This is a genomic window from Haloparvum alkalitolerans (genome assembly GCF_055381565.1).
Genome location: NZ_AP043938.1, coordinates 2,263,275 through 2,278,953, shown reverse-complemented (window position 1 = coordinate 2,278,953; position 15,679 = coordinate 2,263,275). Strand labels below are relative to the sequence as shown.

Annotated in this window: 8 protein-coding genes; 2 read left to right on the top strand and 6 right to left on the bottom strand. The window is 70.9% G+C overall.

Annotated features, from left to right (window positions below):
- Positions 1-107: 107 nt before the first annotated feature.
- From ACZ432_RS13600 to ACZ432_RS13580, 5 genes are all read right to left on the bottom strand, one after another.
- Positions 108-1,946: a flippase activity-associated protein Agl23 gene (locus tag ACZ432_RS13600; protein ID WP_426961896.1), complete on the bottom strand. Its 1,839-nt coding sequence runs from the start codon at positions 1,944-1,946 to the stop codon at positions 108-110.
- Positions 1,947-2,009: 63 nt separating this feature from the next.
- Positions 2,010-4,106 (bottom strand): type II secretion system F family protein, encoded by a 2,097-nt coding sequence (locus ACZ432_RS13595; protein ID WP_426961897.1) that lies wholly within the window; start codon positions 4,104-4,106, stop codon positions 2,010-2,012.
- Positions 4,103-5,725 (bottom strand): type II/IV secretion system ATPase subunit, encoded by a 1,623-nt coding sequence (locus ACZ432_RS13590; RefSeq protein ID WP_426961898.1) that lies wholly within the window; start codon positions 5,723-5,725, stop codon positions 4,103-4,105. The genes ACZ432_RS13595 and ACZ432_RS13590 overlap by 4 nt, the downstream gene beginning before the upstream one ends.
- A gap of 403 nt (positions 5,726-6,128) precedes the next feature.
- Entirely contained in the window at positions 6,129-7,217 is a 1,089-nt protein-coding gene (locus ACZ432_RS13585; protein WP_426961899.1) for a DNA topoisomerase IV subunit A, read from the bottom strand.
- The gene (locus tag ACZ432_RS13580; RefSeq protein ID WP_426961900.1) at positions 7,217-9,637 is read right to left on the bottom strand and encodes a DNA topoisomerase VI subunit B; all 2,421 of its coding nucleotides are present in this window, start codon (positions 9,635-9,637) and stop codon (positions 7,217-7,219) included. Before ACZ432_RS13580 ends, ACZ432_RS13585 begins: the two co-directional genes overlap by 1 nt.
- 214 nt (positions 9,638-9,851) lie before the next feature.
- Between ACZ432_RS13580 and ACZ432_RS13575 the strand changes: the two genes are divergently transcribed.
- Together ACZ432_RS13575 and ACZ432_RS13570 are read left to right on the top strand one after the other, a co-directional pair.
- Complete coding sequence (locus tag ACZ432_RS13575; protein ID WP_426961901.1) at positions 9,852-10,298, top strand: DUF2267 domain-containing protein; 447 nt, start codon at positions 9,852-9,854, stop codon at positions 10,296-10,298.
- A gap of 324 nt (positions 10,299-10,622) precedes the next feature.
- On the top strand, positions 10,623-14,828 hold the full coding sequence (locus ACZ432_RS13570; RefSeq protein ID WP_426961902.1) for a glucodextranase DOMON-like domain-containing protein: 4,206 nt from the start codon (positions 10,623-10,625) through the stop codon (positions 14,826-14,828).
- On the opposite strand, the gene ACZ432_RS13565 is transcribed toward ACZ432_RS13570, so the two are convergent.
- On the bottom strand, positions 14,829-15,500 hold the full coding sequence (locus ACZ432_RS13565; RefSeq protein ID WP_426961903.1) for a haloacid dehalogenase type II: 672 nt from the start codon (positions 15,498-15,500) through the stop codon (positions 14,829-14,831).
- Positions 15,501-15,679 lie beyond the last annotated feature (179 nt).

Sequence of the window (15,679 nt, the reverse complement as noted above, 5' to 3'; positions counted from 1 at the left end):
TCCGCGGGCTTCGGATAAAGGGGCTTTGGAACGCGTGCGCTCGCGCGACCGGCGGCCGACCTCGTACCGCGAGCTCGCGGTGCGGCGCCCCTCGTCGCCCCCGCGCCTCACGCACCGCCCGCGCCGCCCTCGCGGGCCGTCTCGAGCGCGTCCTCCTCCACGAAGAAGACGACCTCGAAGTTCCAGAGGCGGAGTTCGTGGGCGGTGGCGCGGTAGCCGTCGAGATTGGCCGCGACCGTCTCGCGGTCGTCCTCGTGAGCGATCACGACCGGCGGGGCGTCCGCGAGGGCCTCGTCGTAGTCCGCGTCGGGCGGCAGGCTGTCGACCTCGGCCCCCGCCCGCTCGTAGTACCACGGCAGCGGGAGACGGTCGTACCAGCCGCCCGGCGCGCCGCCCTGGTCGGCGGCCGACTCGTCGGCGACGTAGAAGGTGTCCTCCCGCGAGGGGAGCTCGATGCCCACGAACAGCACGTCGGTGCCGCCCTCGTGGGCTCGCGCGACCGCCTCCACGTCCTCGATGGTCGACCGCGCGTCGTTGTGCGGCTGGGCCCACTGGACCATCTCGGTGTGGTCCGGATTCGCCGAGTTCCAGTAGGTGACGTTCGGGCCGACCAGCCCGGCGCCGACCACCAGCAGGAGCACCGCCGCGAGCGCCGCGGTCTCGCGGTCGGCGGTCGCGACCGCGCTCGCCGCCTCCCGGACCAGATACGTCAGCCCGACAGCGGCGGGGATCGAAAGCGGGAGGACGATGTGGACCGCGGACCACGGCGCGTTGATGTCCGTCGCGGCCGGGTAGCCGACGAAGCTCGCCAGCGCCCAGTAGGTCGCGAACGCGACGAACGCACGGTTCCGCCCGGTTGGGACTCGGATTTCGCCACCGCCAGCGTCCGCCCCCGCGTCCGCCGCACCCTCCCGCGAGCCCCGCCCGTACCAGTCGGCGGCGACGCCGACCGGCGCGAGCGCGAGCAGGACGCCCGCCGTGTGGATCAGCGTCTCCGCCTCGTGGCCGACGTACTGGAGGTACGGGTTGTCCTGCATGCTCCCCGAGAGCCACAGGTCGCTCAGCTTCCGGGCCGAGCCGACGGTGGCCTCGGAAAGGACGCCTCCCCACATCCCGGGCGCGCCGAACGCCTGATACAGGTCCGGTCGCGGCGCGTAGAAGAAGACGGTGACCGCGAGGAACGCGAGCCCCAGTCCGAGCGCGTGCCCCACGAGGAACGCGGCCGGCCGCCGGTCGCCAGCGGCCGCCCGAAGCTCCTCCAGCCCGCGACTCCCCCACGCCCGGAGCGCGGTCGACAGGTCCTCGCCGCCGCGAACGCGCCGGACGAGCCGGTGGTCCGCCACCAGCGTTCCGGCGCCGAGGAAACAGAGGACGTACAGCAGCGTGTTCGCCTTCGTCGCCAGCGAGATCGCCAGCAGGACCGACGCGGGGTAGAGGTACCCGACGCGCCGGGTGTCCAGCGCGCGGACGACGAACCCGAGCGCGACGAACGCGAACCCGCCCACGAGCACGTCGTTGCGCATGAACCGCGAGTAGTAGACGAGCAGGGGGGTCGTCGCCAGCAGGCCGCCGAGCGCCAGCAGCTCCCCGCGGTCGAGGTGCTCTCGGAACAGCCACGCCGACAGCGGGAGCAGCCCGCCGACGAGCGCCACCACCAGCCGCGCGGTCGCGTCAGTCGCCGGCAGCACTTCGAAGACGCCCGCGTTGACGATCCGCAAGAATGGACCGTGAATGATCGGGCGGTACTCGAGCTGCCCGGACGCGGCGTAGCGAAGCGTCCAGTAGCCGACGCGCCCCTCGTCCCAGTGGAACACGCGGCCGCCGAGCTCGTAGAGTCTCAACAGTAGCGCCGCGACCGTGACCCCCGCGAGCGCGAGCAGCGTCCGCCCGTCGTCCGAGAGGCGGTCGAGCGGGGCGGGGAGCTCGGAGGGGCGCGGCGCCGACATTACCTGGGAGTCCGCGTCCGGGAATACAATTCTTGTGTTACCGTCCGCCGAATATCGCCCCGGTCAGATCAGCCCCATCGCGAGGAAGCTCACGTAGGTGATCGCCAGCAGGATCACGACGTGTTTCACGCCGTCGCGGACCGTTCCCTCCCCGAGCTGTCCGCCGATCAGGCCGGAACAGACCGCCTGCACGACGGAGGCGTGGAGGAAGATGACCTCGTAGGCGGCGACGTCGATGTCGCCGAGCCCCTCGGTGATGCCGCCCCCGACGCCCGCGACGCCGCTCACGCCGCCGTCGGTCGCCACGCCGGCCTGCTCGATGGCCGGGATGAACGCCACGGTGAGCGCGGCGATGATCCCGATGAAGACGAAAAAGGAGATGTAGATGACGATGAGGTAGGTCATCATCACCTGGTTGCGCTCCCGGCGGAGCTGTCTGGCCGCCCGCGCCTCGTCCGCCGCGATGTGGAGCACCGGGCCGATGTCGCCGCTGGCCCGCATCGCGTTGACGATGAGCGCCACCGACCGCCCGACCATCGGCGACCGGATGCGGCGGTCCATCCGGTGGAGCGCCGTCTCCACGTCCGCGCCCCACTTGATGTCCCGCCAGGTGCGCTCGAGCTCGGGCGTGAGGTCCTCCAGGTCCGAGTTGGTGACGCGCTCGAAGCTCTCGACGACCGCCATCCCCGCCTCGTTGATCGACGCGAGCCGGTCGAGGAAGTCGGGGACCTGCGCCTCGATGTTCTTCGTCCGGCGCTTCTGTATCTCGTAGACCAGCCCGTACCCCCCGAGGACGAACAGCGTCGCCTCCACGAGCGGCACGTCCACCGCCGTCGCGACCGTGAGCGGCGAGTCGATGGGGATCGGTGCCGCGCGGTTCACGATCCACAGGAGCGCGACCGGAACCGTGATCACGGCCGTCACCGCCGGGCTCCGGAGCAGCAGCTCGACCGGCCGCTCGACCCAGTCGAGGGCGGTGCGGAACCGGTCGTACTCGGCCAATCGCTCGCGGTCGGCCCGCCACCCGTCCGCGACGGCGCCGCCGTCCGGCAGCGTGAACTCCCCGTTCGGGTTCGCGGGGTCGCCGTCCTCGTCGGCGCGCAGCGCGGCCTCCCCGGGCGACTGCAGCGACTGCGTGACGCTGTCGACGTAGACGATGAAGGCGGCGCTCGCGAGGGGCACGCCGACGTAGACCACGATCCGCAGGAGCGGGAGAGTGTCCTCGATCACCAGCCCGACGACGACGAGGATGGTGATGAAAAAGAGCGGCCCGGCGACGAGCACCGTCACGTACGCCTCCGCGAACGTCGACAGCAGCTCGAGGTACTGCTCCTGTTGGGACTCCGCCTCCTCCTGATACCGCTCGTACTGCTCGTGGAGGAAGTCCGACAGCGACCGACCCGACCCGAGCACGGAGGCGAGGTTCTCCGCGAACTCCTCCATGTTCTCGCTGGGCGTGCGCTCGCTCGTCCGCTGGAGCGCCGTCAGCGCGTCCGTCCCGAAGGTGTTCATGTCGCGGACGGCCACGCCGAGCTCCGTGGCGGCCTCGCCGTACACGCGCTCGTTCTTCGCGAGCGTGTCCATCACCTTCGGAAACGCCATTCCCGACCGCGAGAGCGCGTAGACGAACGCCACCGTCCGCGGCAGCGTGGCCTCGATCTCGGAGGCCCGCGCCACCGCGCGCTGGCTCAACACCTCCCACCGGATCCAGTAGGTGCCGAGCGCCAGCAGCGACCCGACGGTCGCCGAGAAGAACAGCAGCAGCACGAACAGATCGCCGGGCGCGAGCTGTTCGAGTCGCGTGAGGTCCGCGAGGAACCCCAGCGCGCTCGGCAGCGCGCTCCGGATCGCCTCGCCGCCGACCTCCAGCAGCGCGAGGAACGCCGCGGCGACGTAGACGCCGAGGACGCTCCCCGCGGCCCCGAGCGTGCCCGCGTACAGCAGCGTCCGCGCGGCGTAGACGCGGTGGGTCCCGCCGGCGTGGGCCGCCCGCATCCGCTGTTGCTGCTCCCGCTTGCGCGGGCTCTCGTCGGCCACGTAGTCGCCGAAGAAGGAGAGCGCGACGCGGGAGACCAGCAGGTCGGCACGTCGGCTGACGAACGGCAACGCCAGCCCGGCACACAGCGCCAGCGCCAGCGCCAGCGGGACGTACTGGATCATGCGCCCTCGAGCTCGTCCTCCAGCTTCTCCATCACGCGGTCGGCGTCGGCGTAGTACTCGTTGACCAGCGCGGTGAAGCGCCGGTACCCAGTCACGCCGAGTTCGCCGAGGAGTTCGAGGAACCGCTCGCGGCGGTTCATCTCGCGGAGCAACTGGGCGCGGCTCCAGCCGCGCTCCTCCTGGATCTCGCCGAGCAGCTCCGAGTCGTTCGAGGAGAACTCGTCGTCGCTCGGGTTCCACGTGAACGCCGAGGAGTAGTCGAGCTCGCCGGTCCGCTGGTCGATGTCGTGGATCTCGCCGATCACCTTCGCGCGGCGGACGCGCTCGTCGCCGAACCGCGAGAGCGTCTGGATCGACAGCATGTCCAGCGACTGGACCATCGCGCGCGGCACGTTGATCGGCTCGTTCTCCAGCCGGTTGATCACCGTCTCGATGGAGTCGGCGTGCATCGTCGAGAAGGTGGTGTGGCCGGTGTTCATCGCCTGGAACAGCGTCACTGCCTCGTCGCCGCGCACCTCGCCGACGATGATGTACTCCGGGCGGTGCCGCAGCGCGGAGCGCAGCAGGTCGTACATGTCGATGTCCGACCCCTCGTGGAGCCGCTCGCGCGTCACCGAGGAGAGCCAGTTGTCGTGGTACAGCGACAGCTCCCGGGTGTCCTCGATGGTGAGAACCTTCGCCCGCGGCGGGATGAACATCGAGACGGCGTTCATCGAGGTGGTCTTCCCCGAGGCGGTCCCGCCCGCGAAGATGAGGCTCTTGTTGTGCTCGATGCAGAGCCAGAAGTACGCCATCTGCGCGACCGAGAACGTGCCGTAGTCGATCAGGTCGATGGGCGTGAACGGCTCCTCGGCGTACTGCCGGATGGTGAACGCGGAGCCGCGCGGGGTGACCTCCTCCCCGAGCGCGAGTTCCGCCCGCGAGCCGTCCGGCAGCGTCGTCTCCACGATGGGGTCGCCGACGGAGATGTGGCGGCCGGACTGCTGGGCCAGCCGGATGACGTAGTTGTCGAGCTCCTCGCTGGCGAACTGGACGTTGGTCTCGATGTCCGTGTAGTCGGTGTGGTAGACGAAGATGGGGAGGTCGTAGCCGTCACAGGAGACGTCCTCGATGTGGCCGTCGTTCAGCAGGGGGTCGATCTTCCCGAACCCGCGGAAGTCGCGGTAGAGGTAGTACAGCAGGGTGTGGAACGTGTCCATCCCCACCTCCACGCCGTACTGCTCGAGGAGGTTCTCCAGTTCGTCCTTCAGCGTCTCCGCGTCGGCGGTCCCCACGCTCTCGCGGTAGAGCAGCGGGTCGCGGATGTCGTCGACGATCCGTCGCAGCAGGTCCACCTCGAAGTCGTCGAGGTCTGGTTCGACCGCGTGGTACTGGTGTTCGCTCGCCTCGCGGTCGTAGGTGATCACGACGTACGCGTACGGGGCGTTCACCCAGTAGCGGTCGACCTCGTCGTGCCCGTCGGGGGCCGAGAAGGTGGCGAGCGGGCCGTCCTCGCCCGGCCGGAACGGTCGGACCTCCACGTCGGAGCCGCGAAGCATCTCCCAGGTCCGGACCACGCGACGGCGAAGCATCTCGATCCGGTCTTCGGGCTCCCCACCCCGGCGGACGTCCCCCGACATCTATTCGTCTCGTCTATGGCGGGTGACCGCTTAAAAACCTGCGTCCGGCCGAGAAACTGTCGCCACAGCGACCTCCGAGGTGCGGTGCTGGTGCGGTCGCGGTGCTGGTGCGGTCGCGGTGCTGGTGCGGTCGCGGTGCTGGTGCGGTCGCGGTGCCGTGCTGTCGGCGCGCGCCGCGGCGACCGCGAAGCGCGTCGCCGCGACCGCGCGAGGGAGGGCTGGACGCGGCCGCGATGCGGTGCGTTGCGGCTCCGCGGCCGCGTCCAGCCCGAGGCTGGGGAGGTGTGAGGCCTGCGGTGCTGTGGGGGAGGAGCGGGGCGGTACGGGGTGGGACTGAAAGGGGTAGCCGGCCCGATCCGACCCCGGCACCGTCACAGAAACCGCACCGACGAGAGTCTCCCTCTTAGATCACGCCCATCGTGTCGAGCCGCTCCGGGAGGTAGGTGTCGGTCACGAAGTCGAGCCCGCGGCTGGCGAGCGCCTGCTGTTCGGACTTCTTGCCGATGTCGAGCTGGAGCTCGATCTGCTCCTCCCAGTAGTCGGTCTGGAACCGGGGATCCTCCAGCTCGGACTCCAGCGCGTTCACGTCGGAGTCGGAGAGGGGGTCGCTCGGCAGGTCGTACTCCACGATGTCCTCGGGCCGGATCCCGACGAAGCGCGCCTCGGGCGTCGCGAGGTACTCCGAGAGGTGCGCGGACTTGATCGAGCCGTACGCCACCGAGCCGAAGATGCGGTACGACCACGGGTCGCCGTCGGTGAAGACGACCACCGGAAGCTCGAGTTCGTCGCGGAGCCGCTTCGTGATCCGCCGGGTCGCGCGCGCCGGCTGGCCCTTGAGGTGGACCACGAGGCAGTTGTACGCCTCGTCGAAGCCGTTCTCGACCAGCCGGTCGCGCATGCCGCCGGTCTCGACGCACATCACGAAGTCGATGTCGTGGTCGAGGAACTCGATCATGTCCGGGTTGTTGGGGATCTGGTAGCCGCCCTCGCCCACGTCCTCCTGACAGTGGATCTCGCGTTCCCCGCGGCGGGTCTGCTCGCGGAGCTCCAGCGGCCCCATCAGGGTCGCGCCGGACTCCTCCGGCCGCATGTGGAAGTCCTCGCGGGTGACCCCGGAGACGATCTCGAGGTCCTCGACGAGGTCGTTCGACTCGTCCTGGCTCTTGAACTGCGCCTCGTCGTTGTCCCACGACTCCGAGAGGTAGTACAGCTCACGTAGGGTCGACGAGCGGTCCTCCTCCAACTGGTCGGCGAGGAACTCGATCGTGTACACCGCCTTCAGCAGCTTCCGCGCGCCGCGCACGGAGTTGGCGCTGCGCGTCGAGGTGCGGTCGCCGTACGTCCAGACGCCGCTTTCGGGGTCGTACTCGATGTTGCTCTTGGTCCGCGTGGGCAGGGTCATCTCGGGGATCTGCCCGCCCGCGAACTGGTCGTAGAACTCCGCCGCCAGGTCGATGAGCTGTTCTCGCGCTTCCTGTTCGTTGGTAGCCATCAGGCGTTCACCGTGAGTTTCTCAGTCTCGACGCCGTCGACGCTCACGTCGAAGTCGGCGTCGTCCGATACCGCGTACGTCAGGGTCGCCTCCTCGCCGGCCGCGACGGTCGGCTTCCACTGGAGGAACCACTCGCCGTCCATGTCGACGACCGTCCCGTCGGAGGCGTCGGTCGGCTCCGCGGAGACGATTTCCGTGACCTCCAGGTCCTCGTTGGTGTCGGAGTAGTTCTCGACCCGGAGCGTGACGGTGCCGTCGTCGATTTCGCGCTCGACGCTGACGTTGTTCATGATGCGCGCGAGCGCGCCGTCGATGTCCGGCCGCGAGCGCCCGGTCACCTCCGCGACCTTGTCGGCCATCTCCGGGAGGATGCGGCCGAGCACGTCCTGCTTCTCGCGGCGCTTCTGCATCGAGCGCCGCTTGTTGAGGAACGACTTCAGCTCGCGGGCGGCCTCCCGGATGGCGAGTTCGATCTCGTCTTCGATCTCCGGGATGTTCGCGAGCGCGTCCTTGGACTCGCTCGTAAACGGCACGTTCGTCGAGGCGACGTGGACCATGATCACCGCCGGGCCCTTCGGGATCCCGCTGCCGCCGGGCTGGTCGAGCCCGTAGTTGCGCCAGCCGATGCGCTTGACCACGTCGGTCGTCGCGCAGGCGCCGCGCTGGTAGACGAGGGGAACGCGGTTGGCAAAGCGCATCACCTGCGCGGTGCCGTCGGCCGGTATCTCGCCGCCGTAGGCGATGCCGGCCTCCACGATGAAGGGGTCGCCGCCGTGGACCTCCGCGTCGCGGGTCGCGGCCGCGTAGAAGTCCGCGTCGAACTCCTTGCGCAGGCCGGCCTCGACCAGTTCCTCGGTGATGGGCGCCAGGCAGTCGGTCGGCGGCGCGAGGATGTCCGTCTCGCGCATCGCCTCCAGCAGCTCGGCCGCCGCGTCGCGGTCCTCCGCGACCGATCCCACGTTCGGCGTCTCGTCGGGCACGGTCCGCATCCGCGCCCACAGCGCGTCGGCGACGTTCTCGCGGGCGGTCTCGCCGAAGGTGGCCTCGCGCTGTTCGGCCACGAAGGCCGCGGCGTCGGCGACGAGCCGGTCGAGGTCGTCACGGTTCAGCCGGAAGCGGTCGTCGTCGAGGTCGGCGAAGCGATACGCCAGCGCCTCGGCGAGCGCCTCCACGTCGGCGTCGTCCTTGCGCGTGCTCGTCGCCTCGTCCGTGAGCGCGTACAGGTCCGGGATCAGCCGCTCGTCGTCCGCTTCGCCGTCGGCGCTCGCGCCCGATATCGCCTCCCACGCCGCCGCGGTCGCGTTCTCGCGGACCGTCGCCCCGAAGGTGCGTCCCGTATCCTCTTCGACCCCGTCGGCGACGTTGTCGACGATCGCTCGGAGTTCGAACCGGGTGAGGTGCTCGTTGTTCGAGACCGTATCAGCCACGCCGTCCGCGAACGCCGCGGTCGCCTCCTTCCCCTTGTTCGAGACCGCGGACTGCACGGCGCGGGCCACGTCCGCGTCGTCGTGCGCCTCGGGCGGCGACCACGCCATCTCGCGGCCGAAGTGGCGGTCGCGGAAGTTGTCCAGCACCGAGTCGGCCGTCTTCTTGCCGACCCGGGTGAACTCCTCCTGCATGAAGCCGGAGACGGAGTAGGAATCGGTCGCGCCGAGCATCTTGATCAGCGTCCCGAGTTCGACGCCGTGTGGGTGCGGGCGGATCTCCTCGGTCTCCGCGGGGAGCTGGTCGGTCGCCCGCTCGAACTTCAGCGGCTCGTCGAGCCCCGGCTCGCGGAGCTCGATCCGTGCGTGCGGGTTGACGACCGCGGTGTGTTTGATGTAGTCGTGGAGCTGGTTGCGGGCGCGCATGTTCACCTCCATCTCCAGCTCGATCCGGGTGCCGTGCGGGCGGTCCCACGTGGTCGTCTCGTCGACGCTGATCTCCGGTTCGTTCTCGTCCGTGTCGATGATCAGCTCGAAGTACTGGGCCTCCTCCTGCCCCTTCGGCCGCGAGGTGATCTTCGCCGGCTGGCCGGAGGTGAGCTGCGAGTAGAGCACGGCCGCGGAGATACCGATCCCCTGCTGGCCGCGGCTCTGCTCGCGGGCGTGGAACCGGCTGCCGTACAGCAGCTTCCCGAACACCTTCGGGAGCTGCTCCTTCGTGATCCCGGGCCCGTTGTCCTCGATCACGAGTCGGTAGTAGTCGCCGACCTCCGTGATCTCGACGTAGATGTCGGGGAGGACGCCGGCCTCCTCGGTCGCGTCGAGGGCGTTGTCGACGGCCTCCTTGACTGCCGTCACGAGCCCCCGGGCGCCCGAGTCGAACCCGAGCATGTGTTTGTTCTTCTCGAAGAACTCGGCGATGGAGATCTGGCGCTGGTTCTCGGCCAGCTCGTCCGCGATCCCCTCCCCCTCGCCGAGGGTCGACTGGAAGCTCATTCTGTGGCGGTTCTTGCTCGCTGGGGGTTAAAACCTCTCCGGCGGCGGGGCGAAAGTGGTCCGCGTCCGGCGGTCGTGAACGCCGGTCGCGGACCGACGGTCCGGTCCGCGGTCGACGCGCCCCGCCGTCGTGTCTGGCCACCAACCCTTTCCGGCGAGGCGAGTAACCTCGAACCGGCCCGCGTCGGGAGCACTCCCGAGCGGGGGATCACCCATGAACTTCGACGACTTCACCGGCGAGGTACAGCACCGCATCGAGGGCGGCACGCAGGGGGAGGCCGTGCGTGCGACGCGGGCGGTCCTCTCGACGCTCGGCGAACGCGTCGACGCCGGCGGGGCGACCGACCTCGCCAGCCCCCTCCCGATGGAGATCGACCGGTTCCTGCTCGCGGTCGAGCACGGGCAGCGGTTCGACTATGACGAATTTATCGAGCGCGTGACCGACCGCGCCAACTACGACGACGTCGACGTGTCCTTCGGCAAGGGCGGCGCCATCGACCCGTCGGACGCCGACTTCTACGCGAAGGCGGTCGTCGCGCTCGTCGCCGACCAGCTGCCGGGCGGCCAGACCGACCAGCTCCGCGACCAGCTCCCCGACGACTACGCGTCCCTGTTCGAGTTCGTCGACGCCGAGCGGACGCCCTGGGAGGCGCAGGACTGACCGGGCGGCGCGCTCGCCGCCGTCCCGCTTCGTTCAGTCCTACCCCGAACCGCTCCGCACAGCACCGCAACCGCCCTGCAACCGCACCGAAGCCTCACGCCTCCACAGCCTCACGCCGCCCCTGCCTCACACCTCCCCAGCCTCGGCCGCGGCGACACGCTTCGCGGTCGCCACGGCGCGCGCCGACCGCGACAGCACCGCATGCGCACGGCCGGAGCGAGTACTTGTGAAGTAAAATCACATAAAGATTTAACCGGGTGCCGGAGGACCGGAAGGTATCCCGCGAGCGCGCCACGCGTTGGCACGGCGCTCGCGCTCACAGCCATGAGCGAGGACCCACCCACCGACGACGCGACGCGACTGACCGACGTAGCGCGAGGAAGCAGCGACCGCGACGCGACCGCGATCCACCGGCGGTCGCTTCTGGGCGGCATCGCCGGACTCGGCGTGTTCGGCGCGGTCCCCGGTGCGACCACCGCGGCCGGGAGCGCCGACGACCGCGGTATCGACGCCGACGGGACCGCGCCCGCCGCGCGAACGCCGACCGGCACCGACTCCTTCCACCCCGGCCATCCCCGGTTCGTCACGGTCGGGGAGAAGCTCTGGAACAGCGCGTGGGTCGGCCCGGACCACATCACCGACCGCGACAACCTCGCGCCCGGAATTCCGTCCCCTTCCCGCGACCCGGACGGCTACGCCGCCGACGACTTCGAGTGGTCGGTGATCGAGCGTCCGGACGCGAGCGATGCGGGCGCGGAGACGGGCGGCGAGGGGGACGGTGAGGCGAACGGAGAGACCGGCCTCACCTTCGCATCCTCGCTGTACGAGGACCGGCCGCGCTACGACGAAGGCCGGGACAACGTCGCGGAGTTCGAGGCTGACGCGCCGGGCACCTACGTCCTCGAACTCGACGCCCCCGACGGCACGCACCGGCTGACCGTCGAGGCGCTGCCGGCGCCGAGCCCCGACGCAGCCGGCGGGCCGCCGCGCGTCGAACTCGGCGCGACCTACGACGACGCCGCGGGGACGTTCACGGTCGACTCGAACGCCGAACTCGCCCCCGACAGCGACGCGACGCCCGACGACCTCTCGGCGCACTTCCTCGCGGACGACCGCGACGCGCTCGCCACGACCGACGTCGAGGTCGTCGCGGAGGGGGAGGGCGCAGGAACGACCGCGACCGTCGACGCGAGCGCGCTCGACGGGGAGTCCGCCCGCGTCCACGCGGTGGCGCACGACGGCGAGCGGACGAGCGTGGTCGACACCGTCGAACTCCACCCCGACGGAAGCGTCGACCTGCCGAACCGCCCGCCCGAGTGGATCCGCGAGGGGGTCGTCTACCAGATCTTCACGCGCTCGTGGGCCGGCGTCCGGGGCGGGACCACCTTCGAGACGCTGGTCGACGGGAGCGTCGACCCGGACGCGGTCGGCGAGGGCGAGGAGCCCCCGCCCGCCCGCGGCGTCGACTACCTCGACGAACTCGGCGTCGACGCGGTGTGGCTCACGCCGATCCACCCCGCGGTCAGCGCCGAGCGCGAACTGCCAGGCGGCGGCCCGCACGGCTACGACATCACCGACTACTTCGGGGTCGCCGAGGACCTCGCGCCGGCGGGAACGGACCCCCTGACGGCCTACAGGGAGTTCATCGACGCCTGCCACGAGCGCGACATTCGGGTGGTTCTCGATCTGGTGGTCAACCACTGCGGGCGCTCGATGCCCGAGTTTCAGGAGACCATCGCGAGCCGGTCGACGGAGCCGGAGTTCTGGCCGACCGTCGAGTCGTGGGCGACCGACGCCGACACGTTCGACTGGTTCGACCGGATCGACGCGCCGCTGGTCCAGGGCGGGGAGACCGTCGAACCGGCGCCGCACGCGACCGGGTTCTGGAACCTGCGGCTCCACCCCAACTTCAACTTCGACAACGTCGCGCTCCGCGCGTACATGCTCGCGGTCGCGGACTTCTGGTCGGGCGAGGTCGGCGTCGACGGCTTCCGCTGCGACATCGCGTGGGGCGTCCCCCACTCGTTCTGGAAGGACGTGCGCGAGGTCTGTCGGGCCAACGACGCGGAGTTCCTCCTGCTCGACGAGGCGATCCCCAACGACCCCGCCTTCGCCGAGAACGAGTTCGACATGCACTTCGACACCGGGCGGTTCACCACCGGCGCGCACGCGGTCGCCCGCGGCGAGGCCGGCGGCGAGACCCTGCTGGACGCGGTCCGGGACCGCCCCGCCCGCGGCTTCCCGGACCACACGCTGTTCCTGAACTGCATCGAGAATCACGACGAGCTCCGCGCGCTCAACGAGGCGCTCGACGGCTCGCGGGGCGACCCGAGGAAGGCCCAGCGCGCGACGTGGGCGGCGGGCGTGACGCTACCGGGCGTCCCGCACGTCTACTACGGACAGGAGCGCGCCATCTCCGAGTTCGGCGAGGGGCGCCACCGGGGCTCGGACGACCCCAGAAGCGGCGACGTGTCTCCGGGGGGCCGCAAGCGCGCGTTCATGAACTGGACGGAGTACGACGACGCCCACCTCGCCTTCTACCGGGACCTGATCGGCGCGTATCACGACCTCGACGCGCTCAAACCCGGCGCCGCGCTGTCGGGCGCGTGGCACAGCGGGCAGGGCGACGTGCTGGCGTTCGGCCGCGACGCGAGCGACCTCGACGACCGCGACGTCGCCGGCCCGGAGCGCGTCGTCGTCCTGATCAACTTCGACGACGGCCCCGCGACGGTGTACCTCAGGCCGGAGGTCGGCGGCACCGACCTCGTCTCCGGCGCCGACGTGAGCGTCGAGACGCCCTCCGACGCCACCGCCGTTGAGGTGGAGACGGTCGCGGTGCTGGAGACGCCGAGCCTGCTGGACCTCGGCGAGGAGGTCGCGGCCTTCGAGGCACCCTCGGGAACCGACCACGGTCCCGGCGGCTACACCTACCCGACCGACGACGAGTACGCCGAGGGCGCCTTCGACCTCGTCGCCTTCGACGTGCGCGAGACCGCCGACGCCTACCAGTTCCGCGCGCAGGTGGACAGCGACCTGACGAACCCCCGAGACTACCCCGAAGGCTTCTCCCACCAGCACCTGCAGGTGTACCTCCGCGACCCCGAGGCGGACGGCGGCACGACGGCGGCGCGCGAGGGCGTCAACGCGACGCTCGCGGCCCCGTACCGGCGTCGCCTCGTCGTGGACGGTCAGCGAGGTGCGCGGCTGGAGGACTCCGAGGGGAACGTCGTCGCCGAGGGAGAGGTCGCCACCAACGACGCCACGGACGCGGTCGTCGCGTCGGTGCCGAAGGCGGCGGTCGACGCCGCCGCGGCCGAGGGGCGCGGCGTCGAGGACCTCAACGTCGTCCCGCTCCTGCTCGGCTACGACCCCGACGCGCCCGGAAACGTCGTCCCGGTGAACGCCGAGGCGAGCGCCCACGCGTTCGGGGGCGGCCGGGACGACGACGCGAACCCGAACGTCGTGGACCTGCTGGTCGACGCGGACGTGGACCGCGAGAAGGCGCTCGAGTACACGGAGAGCCGGCCCGCCGAAATCGGCTACGTCCCGCTCGTGACGCCGTTCGAGGAGGTGGCGTCGTTCGACGCGCCGACCGGCACGCCGCCGGGGCCAGGGAACTACGAGACGCCGACCGGCGGCGACTACTACGAGGGCGCGTGGGACCTCGCGGGGCTGACGGTCCGCCAGTCCCGCGACCGCGTCCGCTTCGAGTTCGAGTTCGCCGAGCCCCTGCGGAACCCATGGGGGTTCGACGTGGGGTTCAGCCACCAGCTCCCGCAGGTGTACATAAATGACCCCGAGACGGACGACCCGGCGACGACGCGGGGTCGGACCGCCACCAACGTCGCCTTCGAGGCGCCGTACAACTACCGGATCAACGTGAATCCCGAGTCCGGCGCCACGGTCGAGAACGCCGCCGGCGACGGCGTCACCACGGACGTGACGGTGACGTCTGGCGAGACGACGATCACCGTCGGCGTCCCGCGGGACCCCATCGGCTGGGACACGGAGGGGACGGGCGTCGCGCTCGCCGCGGTCGTCTGTCCCTTCGACGGCTTCGGGGAGGGCGGCCTCCGCGCCGTCGCCGCCGAGGCGGGCGAACACACCATCGGCGGCGGCACCGGAGAGAACGACCCGCGCGTCATGGACGCCGTCACGCCGGAGGGCGTCGACCGCGCCGCGGTGCTCTCCGAGTACGGGCCGGACTCGCCGGCAGTGCTCCCGTACGTCACCGTCGGAGACCTCTCTCGCGAGGATCTGTCGGCGGGCGGTGCAGGCGGTACGGGCGAGAGCGGGGACGGCGGGAGCGGGAACGGCGGAACCGCGACGCCGGCGTCGACCGCCACGGAGTCGGGCGCGACGGACGCGACCGGGAGCGGTGCGACCGACGGCAGCGTGCCGGGATTCGGCGTCGTGTCGGGTGCGGTCGGGCTCGCGGGCGCGGCGGGCGCGGCGGCGGCGGTGGACCGAGTGACGGACCGGTCGGAGGGGGCCGTCACCGACGAAGCCGACTCGGAGTCCGAGGAGTAGTCACAGGACCTCGGGCACGATCCCCGGGAGGTCGGGCGCGACGGCGGTGACCGCCGGGCCGATGCGCTCGTGGGGGTCGCGGGCGCGGTTCACCCAGCCGGTCCGCATGCCGGCGCTCCCCGCGCCCGCAGCGTCCCACGCGTTGCTGGTGACGAGCCAGCAGTCCTCGATCGGCTCCCCGAGCGCCCCCGCGGCGTGCTCGTAGACGGCGGGTGCGGGCTTGAACGTCTCCACCGCGTCGGCGCTTATCACCTCGTCGAGGTGGGGCGCGAGCCCCGCGTTCTCCGCGAGCGTCTCCAGCATCGCGGGGTTGCCGTTCGACAGGACCGCGACGGTGTGGCCGGCGTCGCCGAGCGTCTCCAGCGCGTCGACCGCGCCGGGGAACGGCGTCAGCTCCTCGTAGCCGGTCAGCACCGCGAGCCGCGTCTCCTCGTCGGGATCGAGGTCGTACCGCGCGAGCGCGTAGTCGAGCGCGTCGCGAGTCACCTGCCAGAACGGGCGGTACTCGTCCATCAGCGCGAGCTGATAGCTGTACTGGAGCTGGCGAGTCCGCCACGTCGCGTCCAATTCGCTCACGAGCGCGTCGGAGACGTCGAGTTCGCGGGCGAGCGCGTCCACGACGCTCCCGGTGTCACACAGCGTTCCGTACATGTCGAAGCAGACGGCCGTCATGGGGTGCCGTGCGGTCGCCCGGGACAAAAGGGTGCCCGCCGCGGCCGGGGGAGTGGGCGGTCAGCGCTTCCGCCCCCCGCGACCGGGGAAGTGGGCGGTCAACGCTTCGCCCTTTGCGACCGGCGGGGTCCGCCCCCCGCGACCGGCGGGCAACCGATGGACACCGATTTATCCGAGGC

Bases quoted from the DNA above. Each gene is read 5' to 3' on its own strand.
- ACZ432_RS13600 (WP_426961896.1), bottom strand. From the start codon at position 1,946: ATGTCGGCGCCGCGCCCCTCCGAGCTCCCCGCCCCGCTCGACCGCCTC.
- ACZ432_RS13595 (WP_426961897.1), bottom strand. From the start codon at position 4,106: ATGATCCAGTACGTCCCGCTGGCGCTGGCGCTGGCGCTGTGTGCCGGG.
- ACZ432_RS13590 (WP_426961898.1), bottom strand. From the start codon at position 5,725: ATGTCGGGGGACGTCCGCCGGGGTGGGGAGCCCGAAGACCGGATCGAG.
- ACZ432_RS13585 (WP_426961899.1), bottom strand. From the start codon at position 7,217: ATGGCTACCAACGAACAGGAAGCGCGAGAACAGCTCATCGACCTGGCG.
- ACZ432_RS13580 (WP_426961900.1), bottom strand. From the start codon at position 9,637: ATGAGCTTCCAGTCGACCCTCGGCGAGGGGGAGGGGATCGCGGACGAG.
- ACZ432_RS13575 (WP_426961901.1), top strand. From the start codon at position 9,852: ATGAACTTCGACGACTTCACCGGCGAGGTACAGCACCGCATCGAGGGC.
- ACZ432_RS13570 (WP_426961902.1), top strand. From the start codon at position 10,623: ATGAGCGAGGACCCACCCACCGACGACGCGACGCGACTGACCGACGTA.
- ACZ432_RS13565 (WP_426961903.1), bottom strand. From the start codon at position 15,500: ATGACGGCCGTCTGCTTCGACATGTACGGAACGCTGTGTGACACCGGG.